The organism is Nonlabens sp. Ci31 (assembly GCF_012974865.1).
Lineage (GTDB): Bacteria > Bacteroidota > Bacteroidia > Flavobacteriales > Flavobacteriaceae > Nonlabens.
Map to the genome: position 1 here is coordinate 174,505 of NZ_CP043633.1, position 19,309 is coordinate 193,813.

16 protein-coding genes and 1 pseudogene are annotated in these 19,309 nt (G+C 35.3%); 1 reads left to right on the plus strand and 16 read right to left on the minus strand.

Annotated elements, in window-relative coordinates; translation table 11 throughout:
- Window positions 1-67 precede the first annotated feature (67 nt).
- From F0365_RS00840 to F0365_RS00890, 11 genes are all read right to left on the minus strand, one after another.
- The gene (locus F0365_RS00840) at window positions 68-487 is read right to left on the minus strand and encodes an OsmC family protein (RefSeq protein ID WP_169931912.1); all 420 of its coding nucleotides are present in this window, start codon (window positions 485-487) and stop codon (window positions 68-70) included.
- A 107-nt stretch (window positions 488-594) separates the two neighbouring features.
- Window positions 595-1,005 (minus strand): DUF1573 domain-containing protein, encoded by a 411-nt coding sequence (locus F0365_RS00845; RefSeq protein WP_169931913.1) that lies wholly within the window; start codon window positions 1,003-1,005, stop codon window positions 595-597.
- A gap of 10 nt (window positions 1,006-1,015) precedes the next feature.
- Window positions 1,016-1,603 (minus strand): bacteriocin fulvocin C-related protein, encoded by a 588-nt coding sequence (locus tag F0365_RS00850; protein WP_169931914.1) that lies wholly within the window; start codon window positions 1,601-1,603, stop codon window positions 1,016-1,018.
- Between the two features lie 135 nt (window positions 1,604-1,738).
- A complete protein-coding gene (locus F0365_RS00855) occupies window positions 1,739-2,152 on the minus strand; it encodes an OsmC family protein (protein WP_169931915.1) in 414 nt (137 codons plus the stop codon).
- Between the two features lie 17 nt (window positions 2,153-2,169).
- The gene (locus F0365_RS00860) at window positions 2,170-3,654 is read right to left on the minus strand and encodes a hypothetical protein (protein WP_169931916.1); all 1,485 of its coding nucleotides are present in this window, start codon (window positions 3,652-3,654) and stop codon (window positions 2,170-2,172) included.
- Window positions 3,651-5,147, minus strand: a complete 1,497-nt coding sequence (locus F0365_RS00865; RefSeq protein WP_169931917.1) for a hypothetical protein — start codon at window positions 5,145-5,147, stop codon at window positions 3,651-3,653. The genes F0365_RS00860 and F0365_RS00865 overlap by 4 nt, the downstream gene beginning before the upstream one ends.
- A 14-nt stretch (window positions 5,148-5,161) precedes the next feature.
- On the minus strand, window positions 5,162-7,288 hold the full coding sequence (locus tag F0365_RS00870; protein WP_169931918.1) for a thiamine pyrophosphate-dependent enzyme: 2,127 nt from the start codon (window positions 7,286-7,288) through the stop codon (window positions 5,162-5,164).
- Between the two features lie 120 nt (window positions 7,289-7,408).
- Window positions 7,409-7,945 carry a hypothetical protein gene (locus tag F0365_RS00875; protein ID WP_169931919.1) on the minus strand — a complete coding sequence of 179 codons (537 nt, stop codon included), beginning with the start codon at window positions 7,943-7,945 and terminating at the stop codon, window positions 7,409-7,411.
- A 315-nt stretch (window positions 7,946-8,260) separates the two neighbouring features.
- Complete coding sequence (locus F0365_RS16765) at window positions 8,261-8,467, minus strand: GIY-YIG nuclease family protein (protein WP_169931920.1); 207 nt, start codon at window positions 8,465-8,467, stop codon at window positions 8,261-8,263.
- A 315-nt stretch (window positions 8,468-8,782) separates the two neighbouring features.
- Window positions 8,783-9,103: a GIY-YIG nuclease family protein gene (locus tag F0365_RS00885; RefSeq protein WP_169931921.1), complete on the minus strand. Its 321-nt coding sequence runs from the start codon at window positions 9,101-9,103 to the stop codon at window positions 8,783-8,785.
- Between the two features lie 287 nt (window positions 9,104-9,390).
- Window positions 9,391-10,716 carry a dihydrolipoamide acetyltransferase family protein gene (locus tag F0365_RS00890; protein WP_169931922.1) on the minus strand — a complete coding sequence of 442 codons (1,326 nt, stop codon included), beginning with the start codon at window positions 10,714-10,716 and terminating at the stop codon, window positions 9,391-9,393.
- A gap of 183 nt (window positions 10,717-10,899) precedes the next feature.
- Between F0365_RS00890 and F0365_RS00895 the strand changes: the two genes are divergently transcribed.
- Entirely contained in the window at window positions 10,900-13,623 is a 2,724-nt protein-coding gene (locus tag F0365_RS00895) for a T9SS type B sorting domain-containing protein (protein WP_169931923.1), read from the plus strand.
- Window positions 13,624-13,633: 10 nt separating this feature from the next.
- Here the strand turns inward: F0365_RS00895 and F0365_RS00900 are convergent, their stop codons facing one another.
- From F0365_RS00900 to F0365_RS00920, 5 genes and pseudogenes are all read right to left on the minus strand, one after another.
- The gene (locus F0365_RS00900; protein WP_169931924.1) at window positions 13,634-14,233 is read right to left on the minus strand and encodes a transferase hexapeptide repeat family protein; all 600 of its coding nucleotides are present in this window, start codon (window positions 14,231-14,233) and stop codon (window positions 13,634-13,636) included.
- Between the two features lie 126 nt (window positions 14,234-14,359).
- Window positions 14,360-14,557, minus strand: a pseudogene (locus tag F0365_RS16720) (four helix bundle protein); the annotation flags it as partial.
- A 363-nt stretch (window positions 14,558-14,920) separates the two neighbouring features.
- Window positions 14,921-17,419 carry a S8 family peptidase gene (locus F0365_RS00910; RefSeq protein ID WP_169931925.1) on the minus strand — a complete coding sequence of 833 codons (2,499 nt, stop codon included), beginning with the start codon at window positions 17,417-17,419 and terminating at the stop codon, window positions 14,921-14,923.
- 6 nt (window positions 17,420-17,425) lie between these two features.
- On the minus strand, window positions 17,426-18,403 hold the full coding sequence (locus F0365_RS00915) for an AAA family ATPase (protein WP_169931926.1): 978 nt from the start codon (window positions 18,401-18,403) through the stop codon (window positions 17,426-17,428).
- Window positions 18,404-18,497: 94 nt separating this feature from the next.
- The gene (locus tag F0365_RS00920; protein WP_169931927.1) at window positions 18,498-19,250 is read right to left on the minus strand and encodes an enoyl-CoA hydratase/isomerase family protein; all 753 of its coding nucleotides are present in this window, start codon (window positions 19,248-19,250) and stop codon (window positions 18,498-18,500) included.
- Window positions 19,251-19,309: the final 59 nt, after the last annotated feature.

Sequence of the window (19,309 nt, forward strand, 5' to 3'; positions counted from 1 at the left end):
CATTTATTATGAGGAGTCTGAGATAAATGAATCCGGCTTTTTTTTAGTTGGTTTCTAAATCATTTTCCTATGATTGACTGGCATTTACAACTACCTTGTAATGTATTGCTACTATTTTATCAAAGGTTTTAGAAACCGAACAGTATTTTTCAAAACTTAAATCAGCAGCTTTTTGGGCTTTGTCTGGATCAATAACTCCTTCTAAGAATACGTTTACATGCATTTCTTTAAAAGGTCTGGAGTCATCTAACAAATAACGCTCTCCCTCTACTTCTACTTTATAACTCGTAATTTCCTGGCGTTGCTTTTTAAGGATGGAAATCATATCAATCGCACTGCAAGAACCTACACCCATTAGCAATAATTCCATAGGACTTACTCCTTGAACGACCTCCATACCACTGTGGTCTATCATTACTTTATTACCTGACTTGCCTGTGGCTTCCATCAGGTAATCCTTGTTTTTTCTTTCTAGGGCTACTTTCATAATATATGCAATTTGAGACGGTGAAGATCGCATAGACATGTGAGAACTAGAAATAATCGATAGATTAATCAAGGTATATCTAAATAATTAGAATTGTATCTAATTAATTATTTAACCTCTCCTTCTATTGTTAATACCGTTAATGGCGGAGCTGTATTTGCTTCAATTATAGCATATTTAATAAATTTACCTTGTTTTTCAGGAGTAAACTGAACATAAACTTTAGTGGATTCCCCACTGCTAATTGTGCTTGATTTAATAGTAGGTATTAAACATTCACATTCCGTTAATACATTTTCTATATTTAAATCATTAGAACCTGTGTTTTCTAAATTAAAAACATATGTTGCCGTTTGTCCAACGTTCAACTCATGATCCTCAGGAGATTCAACCAGAATTTTAGAAAAGTCGGTATTGCCAAATTTAAAATAATATTGAAGTTGATCCCATTTCAAAATCATAAAAGCACTTCCAAACAGAATAAATGCAACTACTAAAAAATAAAACAAATTCTTCATAATACTAAATTTAAGGATTACTAACACATGTTCCATTACATGGTCCTTCTAACCACCAACCACAACCACTATTAGTTTGCAAACAAAATCCAGCAAAACAACTACTTCCATATATACACCAATCATCGCTTGAATTACAAGTGCATTGTCTATCACCGCCGTCTGGTGGAACAATTCCAGTATCTGTTTTATTTACATTCGATGACCCTATTTTATCTAATGTTGTGAAGTATTTTTTAGCCAAATCAGCTCCAAATTGTTCAACAACCCTTGTTTTCAATAGAGAAAATGATTGTTCCTTCGATTCCCTAATTTCTAAATTATTAAAATAATTTATTGAAAGGTGATTTCGAAGATTATTCAAAATTATTGTCTGTTCATTGTTAATAGTTGTTTTTTGAACTTCATTAAGTCTTGTAATCCAAACGTAATACTTTTCACTCGCTGATAGAGGACTATATGCCAATCGCTGCATTTTACCTTGCATCGCCAATACTTGATCAATTTTCACATAATCTAAACTTTCATAACCTTTTTCATCATCAAGTGAACATGAGATAACAATTAAGCAAATTAAAAACAACATTAACTTTTTCATATAAATAAAATTTACGTGAAGAAATAAAGAAATAAAGAAATAAAGAAATAAAGAAATTTAAATTGTTAAAAATATTATTAACTTTAAAACAACATTTTAATATGTATTGACTTATTTGTTGTTTAAACAATAGTTCTAAGTTGATTTCACTTCAACGATGTAAGTAATTTTCAAGCATTTATCAAAACTCTTAGAAACCGAACAATACTTTTCAAAGCTTAAATCAGCAGCCTTTTGGGCTTTGTCTGGATCGATAGCTCCTTCTAAGTACACTTTTACATGCATTTCTTTAAAGGGCCTGGAGTCATCTAACAAATAACGTTCTCCTTCTACTTCTACTTTATAACTCGTAATTTCCTGGCGTTGCTTTTTAAGGATGGAAATCATATCAATCGCACTACAAGAACCTACTCCCATAAGAAGCAACTCCATAGGACTAACTCCTTGAACGACTTCCATACCGCTGTGATCTATCATTACTTTATTACCTGATTTACCTGTGGCCTCCATTAGGTAATCGTTATTTTTTCTTTCTATTTGGATTTTCATGAGTAACTATTTATTATTTATGGATTGTTGATACGAACCAACCTGAACAATGTATCTTTTAGCACTAGAACCCCTCCTTCATAGGTGTGGAATCTTTGTAATTTCCATAACTCTGCTTTTGTAATTATCTTTTTAGGCTGCTTTTGCTTATATGTATTCAGTTGTAATTCTAGCCATCCTTTTTGCGTTGAGACTGGAAAACGATCTTGATAGAATTTATAATAAACCCCAAAGGTAAACTCTGCTCCAAAATAAGAGGCAGTAGGTAGTGGTTCTATTTTATAAGAGCCCTCAAAATCTGTTATCTGTAACTTTTCTGATGTTCTTAATTCGTATGGGACCTCATTCTCATCATATCCAATAAACAAAAAATCCCCCAGATCATCATATATATTATTTGGGAAAAATTTCCACGATTGATGCCAGAAACCAGTGAAGATACCAGGATCGGCTAACTGTTTACCTATGGTATATTTATATAAAGGAAGACTGGATAGAAAAGGACTTAAATAACTATTTTTACTCCAATGATAGAAGTTACCGTGTAAGATGAATAGCATTGTTGCTAGAATAAAAACTCTTTTAACGTTTTTCCATCGATGCGAAAGGACTTCCAAACCTATAGAATTTTGATACCTCCAACGGTCAGGAAAGATCTTCCAACTCCAGAAGCTTTGGGGTAATAAAAGCAATCCAAAGGCTAACCCTATAAGAAAAAAGGTTCCTACGTGTAGGAATACAGCCATAATACCGTGCAATAAAATAATAGAAATTGCAGACCACAATCTTGCTCTTTGAAAGAAGAAAGAGAGCAATAACAGTATGGAAACCAGCACTTCTAAGTAAAAACCGGCATAAGTAAAAGTTTGAGCCAGTTCGGGATACATACCCAATTGTTGTAATAATGGTCTTGCATGAATCAGATCCTTTGAAACTACCTCGAGCAATCGGCCACTCTGCCATAATTCTCCGTTTTTAAAAATCCAACTGGAGAAATAGATTAAGAACAATTGAAATTGAAAACCCAACTGAGCCAACTTTCCAAAATTAAAAAAAGTTGCTTTTTGATTTTGAAAAAATTGAAATCGACGGTTAAGAGGCAAGAACATAGCCCAAAATAATGCCGTCTCCTCTAGGTGTTCTACACCATGAGAAATATAAGGGTTGGTAGTTATCAAACTAGCGAAAGTTATGAAAAGCACTGGTGTGATCCATTTTGTCTTATAACCTATCACAAACAAAAGGCTTAGTAACAACATCAGAGATAATAAGAAATAGTACCAAAGATTAGAGTCTGACCAATTAAATAATGGAAAACTCTCCCCGTAATAATCGCTCGAACTTGCTTCTGGAAGCCACTCGTTATTATTGTAATAGACGCCCACAGCTGGAAAACGATAAAAAATTAAATTATAGATAAGGGCAACACCTAATGCAATTCTAAAAAGCCCAAGCGACCTGAGGTCAAAACTCATAATTCTATTTTCCAATGATACTTTCATTCGCTTTTTAAGTCATTTAAATTTAACTCTTGTAAACAGTAAGTATGAAACTCATAAGCATATGATGTACCGTTCCAGTTTGGAGTTTTTGACAAGTAGACTAAATACAAGTTCTCAACAGTGCCTTCTTTTTCCTTGTCCATTTTAAGACTGTATTCTACCAACATTTCTTGATATGTGGCACTCGTGAACCGATCAGAGTAGTCTTTTAAACTGACCGTATAAAGGTAATCTGTATATTCCAGATGATGTCCAAATCCATTTATAAATTTTGCCTGATCTATATTATTAAGGTCATTTATTTCTTTGCCTATCTCGATTCCATTTAAAGAAAAAACACCGGCTTCATTTTCTTCGATAATTAAATACAATCCTAAATCAGAGGTTGCATTCATTTGAAAAAACACCCAAGGTTGATCATTAAAGCCGTACAGAAAATACAACGGAATCCATCTTTTATAAAACAAATCATAGCTGCCAGGAATAGAACGCATCAAAGGACTCACATGACTTCCTAAATACCAATATCTTAAATTACCCTTTAACATTATTGCAATAACCGCGAGTAGCAAGAAAGTTTTTAGATAAGCTGTCCTTACTCCTTTAAATGATACAGAACTTTTACTTGAAGAATCATTTTTTAAAAACTTCCAGCGCTCCCAGAAATGCTTTGGTAATAAAGCAGCGCTAAATGCCATACCCATAATCAAGAAAGGTCCTACTTGCGCCATCATCATTATTCCTAAATGAAGTAACACAATCATCATTGCTGCAATAAGCTTTAAATTCCTTTTAAAAGGCCATAGGATAAATACTGGAATTAAAAACTCCCAAACTAAAGCTACATAGGTAAGTACTTTTAAAACTAGAGGATAGTTTCTTAGTTGAAAACCAAAACCAGAAGCAAAATACTCATCTTGAACAACTAGCTCTATTGCATTACCATCCAACCATATAGCACCATTTTTAACCAAAAAACTCGTTAAATAAATCAACGCTATTTGCAAATACAACCCGTATAATGCGAGAGGATGTATGGAAAAATCTCTATGCTTCACACAACTCCATACCGTTCCAGTAGGTAGAAATATGCTCCAAAAAAGAGATACCAATACCATAAAATGGAAACCAGTGATCAGGTAAAGACTATTTACTATAATCAGACTATAGCAAAAAAATAATATGGGCTTAACAAATCTATCCAATAACCCTATGGTAAAACAAATCGATAGTAAAATGCTAAAGAAAATAAAAGCAATAAAAGCATTTTCTCCAAGAGCGTTTACTACATCAAATCCAGTTCCATAATAAGGCTCAATGGCAGATTCAGGTCTTAAAATACCTGAGAAATAGTACTTCTCAAGAAATAGAAACTTATAAAAAACCAAATCATAAAGAACTGCAAGACCTGTGATGATTCTCCACAATGCAAGTGACCTAAAGTCAAAAGAAATCGTTTTACGATCTAAATGATTGCCAAGTCTTTTAAGCATTAATTTACCTCTTATTAATAACTCAAGATCTCCTCAATTTTAGCTTTTACTTTCTCTGTACTAGGAATCATCGTTTCTTCTAAAATAGAATTCAATGGAATCGCTGGCATATTTTCAGAACCTATAACCATTACTGGCGCATCGATGTATTTAAAACATTCTTCTTGAATGCGACCTTGTAAACCTCGAGAAAAACTATTATCGCTGGGCTCCTCAGTGACTACCAGACATTTTCCACATTTCTTCACACTCGCAAAAACCGTCTCATAATCCAGCGGGTGTAAGGTTCTTAAATCTACAATTTCTACTCGATCTTGTAAACCAAGCTCGGCAGTGGCATTCATTGCCCAATGCACACCCATTCCGTAAGTGATAATCGACAAGGTTTCTTCTTCTTCTTTTTTCCAAATCTCCTGTAAAACCCAAGCTTTGCCAAAAGGCAATACATAATCCTCACTAGGCTGGACACTTGTCGCTCCTTTGGTACCTTTTACTTTGGACCAGTACAATCCTTTGTGTTCAAAAATCACTACTGGATTTGGGTCGTAATAGGCCGCTTTCAGGAGTCCTTTTAAATCGGCGCCGTTTGATGGATATGCAATTTTTAAACCTCTTATGTTAGAAACTACACTTTCCATAGAACTGGAATGGTAAGGACCGCCAGAGCCGTATGCTCCTATTGGCACGCGCAATATCATAGATACTGGCCATTTTCCATTACTTAAATAGCAAGAACGAGACACTTCGGTAAACAACTGGTTCAATCCAGGCCAGATGTAATCGGCAAACTGCACTTCTACAATCGGTTTTAATCCTACAGCACTCATTCCTACCGTACTTCCCACGATAAATGCTTCTTGAATAGGGGTGTTGAATACTCTATTATCACCAAACTTTTGAGCTAAGGTTGCTGCTTCTCTAAAAACACCGCCTAATCTGCTACCTACATCTTGTCCGTAGAGCAAGCATTCTGGGTGTTTTCTCATCAATTCCTCTATGGCAAATAGGGCACAATCTACCATGACCACTTTCTCTGCCCCTGCTGGAGAGCGTTCTCCTTTTTCTTCGGTAATTGGTGTTGGCGCAAAATCGTTTGTAAATAAATCGGCTGGTTCTGGATCGGGTTGTTGTAAAGCTAAGTCTAGGGCTTTTTTTACTTCCGCTTTCGCGAAAGCGTCATAACCATCCACATCCTGCTCACTAAAACCATTATCAAACAATAACTGTCTCAAACGCGGATATGGATCACGGCTTCTCGCCTCTTCCAAATCATCGCGGTAAAACTCCATACGCACGCCACTCGTATGATGATTTAATAAGGGAACTGTTGCATGAACCAAAAATGGTCTACGCTCTGTTCTTATTTTCTCAATCACCTCATTTAAGGTATTATAGCTTTCTTCAAAATCAGTCCCATCTATAGAAATCGCCTCTATTCCATGGAATCCAGCGGCATATTCGGCCGCATTTTGAGCACGTGTCTCTTCAGCATTGGCACTGATATCCCAGCCGTTATCTTGTACTAAATAGAGAATAGGCAATTGCTTTAAAGCAGCCATTTGAAAAGCCTCTGCAATCTCACCTTCTGTAACAGACGCGTCACCTAGAGAACAAACTACTATTGAATTTGAATCATCCGTATTTAAATGTTCTCGACTCTTCGACAAGCTCAAAGCAGCACTATCGCTCGAGCTGGCATTTTCTTTTATTTTTTCTTGCTGCTCTACTGTTAGACTTTCTTTATAATGAAAACCTAACGCCACTCCAGTCGCAGGAATAGCTTGCATTCCTGTAGCACTAGACTGATGAGGAATTTTAGGCTTGTCATCATCCCTTAAAGATGGATGCGAGTAATAGGTACGACCACCAGAAAAAGGGTCCTCTTTCTTAGCCAGTAGTTGCAACATCAAATCATATGGCTTCATGCCTATAGACAACAACATCGCGTCATCTCGGTAATATGGAAACGCATAATCTTGAGGCTTTAACTGCATACCTAATGCTGTCTGAATCACTTCATGACCGCGACTGGTCGCGTGAACGTACTTAGAAACTGTTTTAAAGTTTTCTTCGTAGAGTTCCGTCATTGCTTTAGCAGTGGTTAGGTTTTTGTAGGCTTTTTTGAGTAGTTCCTTATTCATAGAGTAAAGATACAAAGCACAGAAAAGTTATACTAACAGTTGTTAGTTAAAAATGAGATATAACAAAAAAACCTTCTAAAATTTAATTTTAGAAGGTTTAAACATTAAATCAGCATCTGATTATATAGGAGTGTCTAAAATCTTTTCATAACTTAAAAATAATTCTACGTTTTTCCAATGACCATTTTTATCATAAAATTCAGTCTTGATAGTAAAATAGACCCATCTGTTTTCCCAGGACGTATCCAATACTACAGAACGAAAACTTGAATTATAGTTATTGTAAAAATCGTTAACTTCTAAAACAATATTATCATTATCACTATTATAAATAAATTTGCCCAGTAAATGTTTATCTCTTAAACAAATGTCAGGCATATACTGTGGCGAAAATTCTGATAAAGGCACTTCTACACTGAATTCATTATAATACTCATTGCTTGTAAGGGAACACTTATAAGAATCAAAGATTTTAGAGTTTCCACAGAAAGAACCTTCTACATATAAATTTGTTTGAGAAATACTATCGCCATCGAGGTCTATGGGAATGTTTACAACGGCATTTCTTAATTCATAAGTTCCATGAACTTCCTGCATAAACATACTCAGTTTATCACTGTCGCTTGCATCATTACTGTCACATTGAATAAAAATCACAACAATTGCTGAAATAAAAATATTTATAAATAAATTTTTTATCTATTGGACTTTTAGAGGAACTAAAGAAAAAGAAACCTTAGCTGTTGTATATCTGCTTAGATCATAATAAGTGCGTTTCCAATGTATACAACCAAAATTAAATTGTGAATTACCCTCGTTAATTATTACGTTATCAACAAAGTAAACTCTAGCTTGATCTAAATTGTTGGAGTCTTCAGAATATGATCGAGTTATCATTGAACCTTTAGTCACCTCTGCACTTGCTCTAAACTCGGCTCCTATCTTAAGAGTTTTACCGGTCATCGCATCTAATCAAAAATTTGTATTGTATTCTGACTGAAACTCTTCTAAGCAGACTAGATTTTTGACATTATGCTTCTTAGTAAACCCTTCAAACATTTCCAGTTTGTGCTGTTCCATTCTATTATCGATTCCTCCAGTCATTCCAATATAAAGAGTCCCATTCTTCTTACTAGCGAGAATATAAACATAGTAACAATGAAAATCTCTATTGGGCATTTTTGGTTTTCGCTTCTCTCAACTGTCGATTTGTTTCTCCGCGCTCTATTATTATTTCTTTCAATTTTCAATTTGTTTCTCCGCGCTTGACGCGGAGCCTACGCGATATTGGTATTTTATTATACTCTTGCACTGAAAACTAAGTTCTAATCCTTGAGTTCACGTAAAGCTATATCCTAAAATTCAAATTTCATCATCCGCCGACATGGATCCCGAGTCAAGTGCGGGAAAACAATAAGAAATAGTTTCCTCGTCAGGGGCGGGAAAACAAAAACGGTATTTTTTTTTTCATCTCAAACTCAGAAAAATCAATTCTTATTTATTTCCCATAAATCCTTTCCAATCTTCGGTCAAATCTCTCCATTGTGGATTTTCCTCTTCTATTAAATCAATCTTCCACTGTCTGCGCCACTTCTTTAATTTCTTTTCCCTTGCCATCGCATCATCCACATATTGAAACTCTTCTAAGTAGACTAGATTTTTGACATTATGTTTCTTAGTAAACCCTTCAAACATTTCCAGTTTGTGCTGTTCCATTCTATTATCAATTCCTCCAGTCATTCCAGTATAAAGAGTCCCATTCTTCTTACTAGCGAGAATATAAACATAGTAACAATGAAAATCTCTATTGGGCATTTTTGGTTTTCGCTTCTCTCAACTGTCGATTTGTTTCTCCGCGCTCTATTATTATTTCTTTCAATTTTCAATTTGTTTCTCCGCGCTTGACGCGGAGCCTACGCGATATTGGTATTTTATTATACTCTTGCACTGAAAACTAAGTTCTAATCCTTGAGTCCACGTAAAGCTATATCCTAAAATTCAAATTTCATCATCCGCCGACATGGATCCTGCGTCGAGCGCGGGAAAACAATAAGAAATAGTTTCCTCGTCAGGGGCGGGAAAACAAAAACGGTATTTTTTTTCTAGTAATGTTCTGTCGGCGCTTGCTCCAAATTCAAAGCCACTTGCTTTAAAAAACTACCTCCTAAAAATCCATCCACTACTCGGTGATCAAAAGATAAGGATAACATCATCATACTTCGTATTTCTATCGAATCGACACCGTCTTTAGTCATGACCTCAGCACGTTTTTTGATAATTCCTGTGGCAAGAATCGCTACTTCCGGCTGATTGATAATAGGCGTTCCCATAAGAGAGCCAAAAGTTCCTACGTTAGAAATTGTAAAAGTCCCTCCTTTTATATCATCACCTCCTAGTTTGTTTTCTCTCGCCAGGTTTGCCATTCGATTCACATCTGCAGCGATTTCTTGTAGGGATTTCTGATCGGCGTTTTTTACTACTGGAACGATTAAGTTTCCAGATGGCAGCGCCGTTGCCATTCCTACATTAATATTTTCTTTAACGATGATGTTTTTTCCATCTACACTTGCATTGATATGAGGATATTCCTTAATTGCTCGTGCTACTGCATCTACAAATAATGGTGTAAAGGTCAATCGCTCGCTGTACTTTTCTTGAAAAGCCACTTTATTCTTATTACGCCAGTTCACTAAATCGGTTAAATCTGCCTCTACATAAGCCGTCACGTGCGGACTGGTGTGCTTGCTGTAGACCATGCGATCAGCAATCATCCTGCGCATGCGGTCCATTTCTACAATCTTACCAGTTCCTTTGTCAAATTTTAATTGAGGTATCCGATAAGCTGTTGGGTCTGGTTCATTGCTCACTGCTTGTGCAAACTGGAATGGTCTTCCCTCATTGATGTAGTTCACCACGTCACTTTTGCGCAACCTACCTTCATTTCCCGTTGCTGGAATACGCGCTAGCTCTTCATAGGACATATGATTTTCACGAGCTATGACATCTATTAATGGACTGACGAAAAGATCTTTATTAATGAATGAATTGGAGATCGAATTTGAACTGGAATTCGAAATCTTGAGCTTCTTATCTTGCTTTACCGTATCAGTAATCGGTGCTTTAGTATCGCTAGGTGCCATCTGTTGCTCAGCCTTTGAACTCGTTTGACTAGCTGAAGAACCATCGGTTGCTTCAAAATGAGCCATTACAGTTCCTATATCCACCACATCATTTGCAGCGTACAAGTGCTTAGACATGGTTCCAGCGGCTGGCGCTGGCACTTCATTATCTACTTTATCGGTTCCTACTTCTACTAAAATATCTCCTTCTTCAAAAGATTCTCCTTCTTGAACGAGCCAGTTTAAGATGGTTCCTTCGGTAATTGATTCTCCCATTTTTGGGAGTATAAAATCCATAGTCTTTGCCATGGCATAAAAATAAGAAAACTAAGGCTCGTTAGTATGTAAAATTATGTTGTAATTCTGCTTTTGCGAAAGCGCGACAAAAATGAGCTTATTTACATTTTAAAAAATTAAAATGCTAATATCCTGATTGAGATAATATTATCCAATATAAATGGGGAATTGGAATAATAAGAGTAACTTTAATATATGAAAATAAAGCTCTTTTTAATTAGTCTCTTTTTGATATATACCAGCTATTCTTTTTCTCAGATTACATTAAGTTATAATGATTGTGAAATCTTACCATCGACAAATTATGGTTGTTCGTACACAACCGTAAGATATGCGAAAGATTATGCAATGTCTGATTTTGGGATAAGCGCTAGTGAAGAATTCATAATAGAAAGTATAGACTTTGCCGTGGACTATTCCAACTTTGGATCTAATTATACGATAAGTATTTATCCTATTGATCAGAACTTTCCTTCTTCATTCAATATTTCTTCACCACCTGCACCATTAGGAGTTAGTCCAGTAACCGCCTTTCCCATTTTAAATTCTATAACTTTTCCACCGGTTAATATTAATACAATATTCACTACACCAGTAGTTGTACCAAGCGGAACAGAAAGGATTTTAATAGTTATTACAAAAGGAGCATTCTTTGGATCTGGGATCATATTTTTTGCGGCAACAGCAATAGACACTGGAACTAATTGGTATTATGGATGTACTCCTTTTGGAACAGTATTTACCGTTAACAATTTTCAAAATACGAATACGATAAATGCTAACGGCTCAAATCCAGGCTCAGAATACAACTGGTTCATGAAAGTCAACGGTTCAATTAACGATACAGCCAAACCATTTACGTTAAATTTTAATTCTGAATGCGGTCTCAACAAGACTTTTAATTTAAATAATGTGACCAATATCCAATCAGTCGTTTGGAATTTTAACGATCCTAATTCTGGCGCCAATAATACATCTATTATTCAATCTCCTGTCCATACATTTTCAAATCCAGGTATTTACAATCTAATTGCTACGATAACAAGGACAGATGGTACGGTTTACAACCTAAATGAAACAGTAGAAGTTTATGACGCTCCAATAGCAAATTCTATTGCTAACCTGTATGCTTGCGAAAACCCAGGAAATCTCGGCTTTTCAAATAACTTTGACACTAGTAACCTTATAAATTCTGTCGCAGGATCGCAAACCAATGTCATCGTTTCTTTTTTTAGGCAAAATGGAGAGGCTCTTCCTAATCCTTTGCCCATTACTATTAATAATATCATAGCTAATTCTGAAATTATAACTGCTAGAATCGCTTATTCTAGCGATTTATGTTGCTATAGTGAAACTACTTTTGAGATCATAACTAATGCTGCACCTAATGTAAACTCAATTCCCGACATTGTCGCCTGTGAATCAGCTTCTAATAGTGGTTTTAGTCTATTTAACCTTAGGGAAGTAGAAAGTACTGTTCAAAACACAATTCAGTCTCCATCTTATCAATTTTATGATAGGAATGGAAATTTAATTGCAAATACAGATTTAACAAGCTTTCAAAATATAAACCCTATGATAGACTATGTTACCGTTAGAATTACGGATGGAAATTCTAACTGTTATTCAGAGTTTTTTGTTGATTTATTAGTTGAAGCTTCACCTACTCTTCCTGCTTTACCAATTTTAACAAGCTGTGATGATGATAATAATGGTATTTCTAATTTATTTGATATATCGCAAGTTGAACAAACACTATCAAATAACAGAACCGATTTGAACTTTACTTACTTTGACGCAAGTGGAAATGATATAACTTCAAGCTTTACAACTCCGTTTACAAATACAACACCTTTTAATCAGACGGTTACCATAGAAGTGACTGACATAAATACTTCTTGTCTATCTGCTACCGATTTATTCTTAGAAACTATAAGTCAACCTATTATTAACACACCTAACAATTTATATTCTTGTGATACTGGTAATGGGTATGCTGCTTTTAATTTATCCCAAGTTTCTACCGATATTCTAAATGGTCAAAACAACTTAACTATTGCGTATTATGATGAAAATGACAATTTGATAAATCCAGTCTCTTTATCTAATTATCAAAACACCACTGCCTATAGACAAACTATTACAGCTGTTGTAAGTTTCACATCAAATAGCTCGTGTAACTCGTCCATAATGTTTGATATAATTACTGAAGACCTACCTGATATAGATCTAGATACTTCTTACTTAATTTGTGGAACAGAACCCTACATTGATATTACAGTAAATACCGGTTTTGATAATTATATCTGGACTCAATTAGAAAATGGACTAATTATTTCTAATAACTCCACTGTTCAATTGATTGACAATGGCGATTATAGTGTGGAAGTGTTTAGAAGGAATAATGGCATCATTTGTTCTAACATATTTTACTCCACATTAAATAGATCTCAATTACCAACTATCACAACTGTAAATTCGGGATTATTAGGTGATAACTTTGTAGAAATAATTGCTGCTGGAGATGGTGATTTTGAATATTCAATAAATGGAATTAACTATCAAGAAAGTAATTATTTTGAAAACTTACTAGGTGGGACTTATCAAGTTTTTGTTAGAGATATAAATGGTTGTGGAGAAGATAGTGAGCTGATAAATATTATTGATTACCCTAAGTTTTTTACGCCTAATGCAGACGGTTATAATGACAACTGGCAAATAAGCGGAATAAAATCCAATAATAATGCTAAAATTTATATTTACGATAGATATGGAAAGCTCTTAAAACAAATTTCTGGAAACGGAATAGGTTGGGATGGTACTTTTAATTCTACTCCATTACCTTCTGATACATACTGGTTTAATGTAGAGTTATCTCATGCTGTTAGTTTCAATGGTTATTTTGCATTAAAACGTTAAACTTACATCTTTATTTATTCTTCATCTCTTGCAAAGTTTTATAAAAATCTTCCTGCACAGGACGGTTTTCAGGGATTTCTCTGAGTGGTTGTACCTCTGTCATCGTCTCGTGACAATCGGCAGGAAGTTGCTGGTATAGTTTTGTACCGGCTGTTTTCCATGCGATCATTTGATCTGAAACTTCTTTAATTTTTTTGGCAGGATTCCCTACGATAACTGATCGGGATTCAAAAATGGCTTCAGCTTTTACAAATGACATAGCACCTACGATGCATTCGTCACCGATAGTTGCGGCGTCCATAATCACACTGTTCATACCTATCATGCAATTGCGACCCAAGTTGGCACCGTGAATAATCGCACCATGTCCTACATGAGCACCTTCTTTAAGGGTAATGCTTTTACCGGGAAACATGTGTACGGTACAATTCTCTTGCACATTTACTCCATCTTCCAAGATAATCTCGCCCCAATCACCTCGTATCACCGCACTAGGACCCACATAACAATTCTTACCTATAATCACATTACCGATTACGGTGGCTTGTGGATGGACGAAACTAGATTCGTGAATTACGGGGATGTGGGATTTGAAAGAGTAGATGGACATGTGGTATGTGGTATGTGGTATGTGGTATGTGGTATGTGGTATGTGGTATGTGGTATGTGGTATGTGGTAAAATTATTATTTCTCCATTCTATTCCTAATTTTACTTCGTAAGCCTATCAACATTTTTTAAATAGTCGTGATCTCTTTTCTTATATTCTCTCTTTGCTCTAAAGAAATATAATTTCTTCTCCATGCTTTTCCATTAGCCGAAACACGCTCATTAGAACTATAAATCGCATAATTAATATGTTTTATGAATTGAGCATCACTTCCAGGGTAACCTTCTGCTATATTCAAAGCAATTGAATCTGCTGCCCTTCTATACTGTGAACTTAGAGCCTATAATTCTCGTTGCGGAAATAGTTGGTCCAATGAATCTACAACCTCAGCAAAATCCTTCGCTTTTTGATAAACGACCAAATCTTCAAATTTAAAATGATAGTTGCTTTTCATATTACAAATAAAACCAACTCAAAATCTGTTAATCGACACAATAACCTGCTTATTTAAATTTAGAGTTCTTTTATGTTCCATGTATGGTGTCGTAGCATCCCTGAGGGTGCTATGCACTATACATATTGTTGTGTTTTCGTTCTTTGTTTTCATTCCCATTTTTGTGTGTAAGCTTTGCTCTTTGCCACCGTAGTAGGAACGAGGATGGGAAATGTGAAGATTGCGTTGCTCACATTATACTTCAATTGGAATTAATGTCCTAATAGGAGTATAAATATCTACCTCAACTTCAGGAGCTTCAATTGTAACGATTAGGCTATATCTAATCGTAGAATCATATTTCTCAAGTTTCTTTCTCATTCTATACCAACCAGAAACTGGATAAACTGCGATACAGTTTCTTGTTGCAAGGTCTGCTCCAGAACCAATCCAAAAATCACGGTGAATGGATCCTTTATTACGATATTGCTCTTTAATTATCCAATCTTCCCCTGAAAAACCAACTTCTCCCTCTTCACGAGTATTTTTATTTACTCTTTTTTGGAACGTCTCATTATCTTCTCCAGGTTTGATTACATTAAATCGTAATCCATGTGATTGGTAACTAAACTTATTACTATATTTTCTACTACCAGGATTTGGTTCAATAAAATAGGATATTGTGATATTTAATTTCACATCTGTTTCACCTAAAGTTTCTTGAAGAATTTCAGTCGGCCATGGAAGTTCAAATAAATGAATGTCATTAAACTTGATATTTCCTTCCTTTCTATATGGGGTTATTTCCTTTTCTGCAATTAGAGTAAGAGAATTTTGCGCACTGTACAAGGCTTTTTTTAAGTTTGGAACACCATATCCGAAAGACCTTAGTAAATTTCTTTTTTCTTGCTTATTAAATGATTCTACACTTTTTATATTTTTTCCTCCTAACATGGCTTGTGTCCAATCGGCAGAATGTATCATTAATGCTCTAATTGATTCCGGCCATAAGTCTGGGTATTCAGCTTTCAATTGCGCTGCAAAACGAGCAGCCAAAGCAGTAGCAGCACTTGTATCACTAAAGGTCTGTAATAATGTAGTACGATAATCCTTGTGAGTAGTCAAGAGTTGTAATGAATGTGGTGCAACAATATCACCTCTTTGATTAATCAAATTTCCCCCCTCCATTACTAAATCAGGCTTAATAGCCCAATCATTTTCCCAAATTACAGAAGTAGAATTAGAAGGAGACATTCCTCCCTTTTCAGCTAATAGTTTCGAATCTGGAAATTCTTCAAAATCAAAAGTGTCCATTTCTGTATAAGCACCTACAGTAATAGCATTAAATGCTTGAGCAGGGTCATGAACCGATTCGTAAAAGTTTTTATTTAGAAAATCATCTGGATTTTCTAGAAAAATATTTCCTCCCGAAATAAAGAATAACTGTTTTTCTAAATTTTCATCTTCATTGCCGAATGTTATTTTGTCAATAGCAGAAGACCAAGAAGAAGGTCTACCATAGAATGCTTGATCCTTATCAGTAACTGCCATGCAATAAATCCTAGGACGAAAGGGAGCTGAAACAATAGGTGAGTTTACTGCTTCAATTGTTACTGCTCCATAGAATTCAGGGTCATGTGGGTCTGGTTTATTGATAAACTTAACGGATTCTAATTGATGATAAATTTGAATATTGTTTGTTGAAGCCATTGCTGTGGTAAGGTCTCCGTATAATGCTAGTCCAGCCATTCCAGTTCCATGACCACCAATTATACCACTTCCGCTATCATGAGTACCCCAATCATCTCGTTTATAACTGAATAAGCTATTTTCAGCTATAAAATCTTTTAATAACGGATGTTGTCTTTGTACTCCTGCATCCAAGATACAAATAGCTAAGCTATCTTCATTTGTTTTATTCTCGATTCGGCTTTGTAATTCATTAAATGCATCTTCCTTTTCTGAGATATTAAAAGTGGTGAAAAAATCAGCAGTTTCTTTAGGCTTTCTTAGCTCTGCTAGATTATCTAATAAATAGATTGACTCTGAAAGTTGACGTGGAGAAGCTTTTATTAATTTTATGTAGTGTTCAGGAAAAACTAATTCCTTATCAGCAATTTCTGCATTTACTAAACCTAATTGAAAAATAATTTTACCATATTCCGATGTATGATCTATATCTAATTTCTTTCTAAACCAAACTTCCCACCAAACAACTTCTTCTTCATCTGGAAACGGATTTTCATTAGGCTCTGTCCAAAAGGCTTTTAGTGTTGCAATTTGGATAGATTCAAGATTACTGATTAATCTGTTATGTTTTGGAGTTTCAGTTTCTGAAGAAATGTAATCATTGACTCTACTAAGAAAGTGACTAATCCCTCCTTCAGTAAGCATTACATTAATTCTAAACCTAACCTTTCCATCAATTAGTTCTTCTTTTATATTTAAGAGTTCGTACTTAGAAGTTTTTGCATCACTATGAAAACTATCAAATGCAGGTTTAAAGTCAAATTCAGAGATGAATTCAACATAGATAGCATCATCTCTAATTATTCCATTTGGAAGTTCAACATCCTTTAATGTCTCAAATTCGAGTTTGATGTTATTTAAATGTTCCTGAATTTTACTTCCGTGAATACCTCTTTCTCGAACTCTAATAGGAGGTTGCTTACCACCACCTCTTGGACTTACAAATTCGTCTGTTTGAGAATAGCCTTCGATTTTTATGTGTCTAAGAGGACTTTGATCAGCCATTTAAAATTATTGTTTTCGCTTTTCGAGCGAAGTGAGAAGGGATGATACGGGAACTTTACTTCCACCCATAATTATCATCTCCTTTATAGCATCTTCACAAGCTCTAACAATATCTGAGTAACTTAGCCCAATGGCTTCTTTTGCAATTTTATCTAGGGATGTTCGTGTTGATAATGAGAATCCAGATAGATTCTTTTTTAGAACTTTTTTAATCTCTCCCATTTCTGGTAATGGATAACGGATAATATCATCAAACCTCCTGAATAGTGCTTTGTCTAGTGATTCAGGTAAATTAGTTGCAGCAATTACAATGCTATTAGATTGATCTTTTTCAATATTGATTAGAAAGCTATTTAGAACTCTCTTTATTTCTCCTACATCTTGGCCTTGATCTCGTTGTGCACCAATGGAGTCGAATTCGTCAAACAAATAAACTCCTCTATGATCTTCCATTGCATCAAATATCATTCTCAATTTTGCAATGGATTCTCCCATAAACTTAGACATAAGACCGTCCAGTCGAATTATAAAAACAGTAAGACCTAATTCTCCCGCTAAAGCTTGAGCTGTCATTGTCTTTCCACAACCAGGTATTCCTGTCAACAATAGTTTCCTTTTTGGAGTCAGATTATGTTGTCGTAAAAGCTCTATTTTTCTTTGTTCTTCAACAACACGATCTAAAGATTCTCTAACCTGTTTATCTAAAACCATATCATTGAGCTTGATCTTAGGTTGAAATACCTCAATAAGTTCATTTAATTCTCTTTTTGGTTTAGATATTGAAATGGTTTTAGCACCATCTAAAAATGAATTTGAACGACCCTTTTTCGCTCGTTCAATTAAATTTTTAAGCTCTTGAGCAAAAGTAGTATGTCCCTTTCTTGCTTCAGAAGCTGCAATTTGCATAGCAGTAGCGAAGAATCGAGACTCATCTCCATCCCCAAAAGATTTGATTAAACTTTTTATTTGTTCTGCTGCTGCCATTTAAACAAAGTTAAGATATTTCGTATAGTATTCAATTTATAATTTATTTTTGTTCGTTTAGCTAATAAAACACAACATCTTTATTACCTCATCCCTAAGCGAAGCGCTTTAACGTCTCTTTAGTAAATTCACTCAACACTAATCTCCCTGAGATCTTAGCTCTTTCAAAAAGTAATTGATCCCAGTTTTCACAACCGGTCCAAAACATCTTTTTCATCTCTGCCATAGCATCTGGATTATAGGTACATAAATTTTCAGCAAAGGCTTGAATTCCTACATCCATTTCTTCTGTAGAATCATAAACCTCTGCATAAAGACCGTTGTTCTTAGCCCATTCTGGGGAGTAAAACTCGTTTGCATTGATAGCAATCTGGCTCATTCCCGTCAATCCTAGTTTGCGTTCTACCGCTGGACCGACTACAAATGGACCTATTCCTATGTTGAGCTCGCTGAGTTTGATACTGGCAAATTGAGTGGCAAAACAATAATCTGTCGCACTGGCAACTCCTACTCCTCCTCCAACGGTTTTTCCTTGGACACGACCTAGAATGAATTTAGGGCACTTGCGCATCGCATTGATCACGTTGGCAAAACCTGAAAAGAATACCTCGCCAGTTTTTTCATCATCAATAGCTATCAATTCTTTAAAACTTGCTCCTGCACAAAAAGTACGTGATCCACCAGATTTTAATATGATCACTTTTGTAGCATCATCAGTACCTGCATCAGTTATGGCTTGTGCAAGTTGTGCCAGAATATTTCCAGGCAACGAGTTGTGCGCTGGATGGAAGAATTCTATGGTTGTTATTGCGTTTTCTATATTTGATTTTACGTAGGGATCGCTCATATTAATGTGGTTCTGTGTTCGTGTTTAGCGAAGCCGCTCTACAGCAGCTTGACCAAATC

What these genes read in the sequence shown, in the direction of transcription:
- F0365_RS00855 (WP_169931915.1), bottom strand. Translation starts at nt 2,152, where the DNA reads ATGAAAATCCAAATAGAAAGAAAAAATAACGATTACCTAATGGAGGCC.
- F0365_RS00895 (WP_169931923.1), top strand. Translation starts at nt 10,900, where the DNA reads ATGAAAATAAAGCTCTTTTTAATTAGTCTCTTTTTGATATATACCAGC.
- F0365_RS00865 (WP_169931917.1), bottom strand. Translation starts at nt 5,147, where the DNA reads ATGCTTAAAAGACTTGGCAATCATTTAGATCGTAAAACGATTTCTTTT.
- F0365_RS00885 (WP_169931921.1), bottom strand. Translation starts at nt 9,103, where the DNA reads ATGCCCAATAGAGATTTTCATTGTTACTATGTTTATATTCTCGCTAGT.
- F0365_RS00860 (WP_169931916.1), bottom strand. Translation starts at nt 3,654, where the DNA reads ATGAAAGTATCATTGGAAAATAGAATTATGAGTTTTGACCTCAGGTCG.
- F0365_RS00845 (WP_169931913.1), bottom strand. Translation starts at nt 1,005, where the DNA reads ATGAAGAATTTGTTTTATTTTTTAGTAGTTGCATTTATTCTGTTTGGA.
- F0365_RS00840 (WP_169931912.1), bottom strand. Translation starts at nt 487, where the DNA reads ATGAAAGTAGCCCTAGAAAGAAAAAACAAGGATTACCTGATGGAAGCC.
- F0365_RS00900 (WP_169931924.1), bottom strand. Translation starts at nt 14,233, where the DNA reads ATGTCCATCTACTCTTTCAAATCCCACATCCCCGTAATTCACGAATCT.
- F0365_RS16765 (WP_169931920.1), bottom strand. Translation starts at nt 8,467, where the DNA reads ATGCCCAATAGAGATTTTCATTGTTACTATGTTTATATTCTCGCTAGT.
- F0365_RS00920 (WP_169931927.1), bottom strand. Translation starts at nt 19,250, where the DNA reads ATGAGCGATCCCTACGTAAAATCAAATATAGAAAACGCAATAACAACC.
- F0365_RS00850 (WP_169931914.1), bottom strand. Translation starts at nt 1,603, where the DNA reads ATGAAAAAGTTAATGTTGTTTTTAATTTGCTTAATTGTTATCTCATGT.
- F0365_RS00870 (WP_169931918.1), bottom strand. Translation starts at nt 7,288, where the DNA reads ATGAATAAGGAACTACTCAAAAAAGCCTACAAAAACCTAACCACTGCT.
- F0365_RS00915 (WP_169931926.1), bottom strand. Translation starts at nt 18,403, where the DNA reads ATGGCAGCAGCAGAACAAATAAAAAGTTTAATCAAATCTTTTGGGGAT.
- F0365_RS00910 (WP_169931925.1), bottom strand. Translation starts at nt 17,419, where the DNA reads ATGGCTGATCAAAGTCCTCTTAGACACATAAAAATCGAAGGCTATTCT.
- F0365_RS00890 (WP_169931922.1), bottom strand. Translation starts at nt 10,716, where the DNA reads ATGGCAAAGACTATGGATTTTATACTCCCAAAAATGGGAGAATCAATT.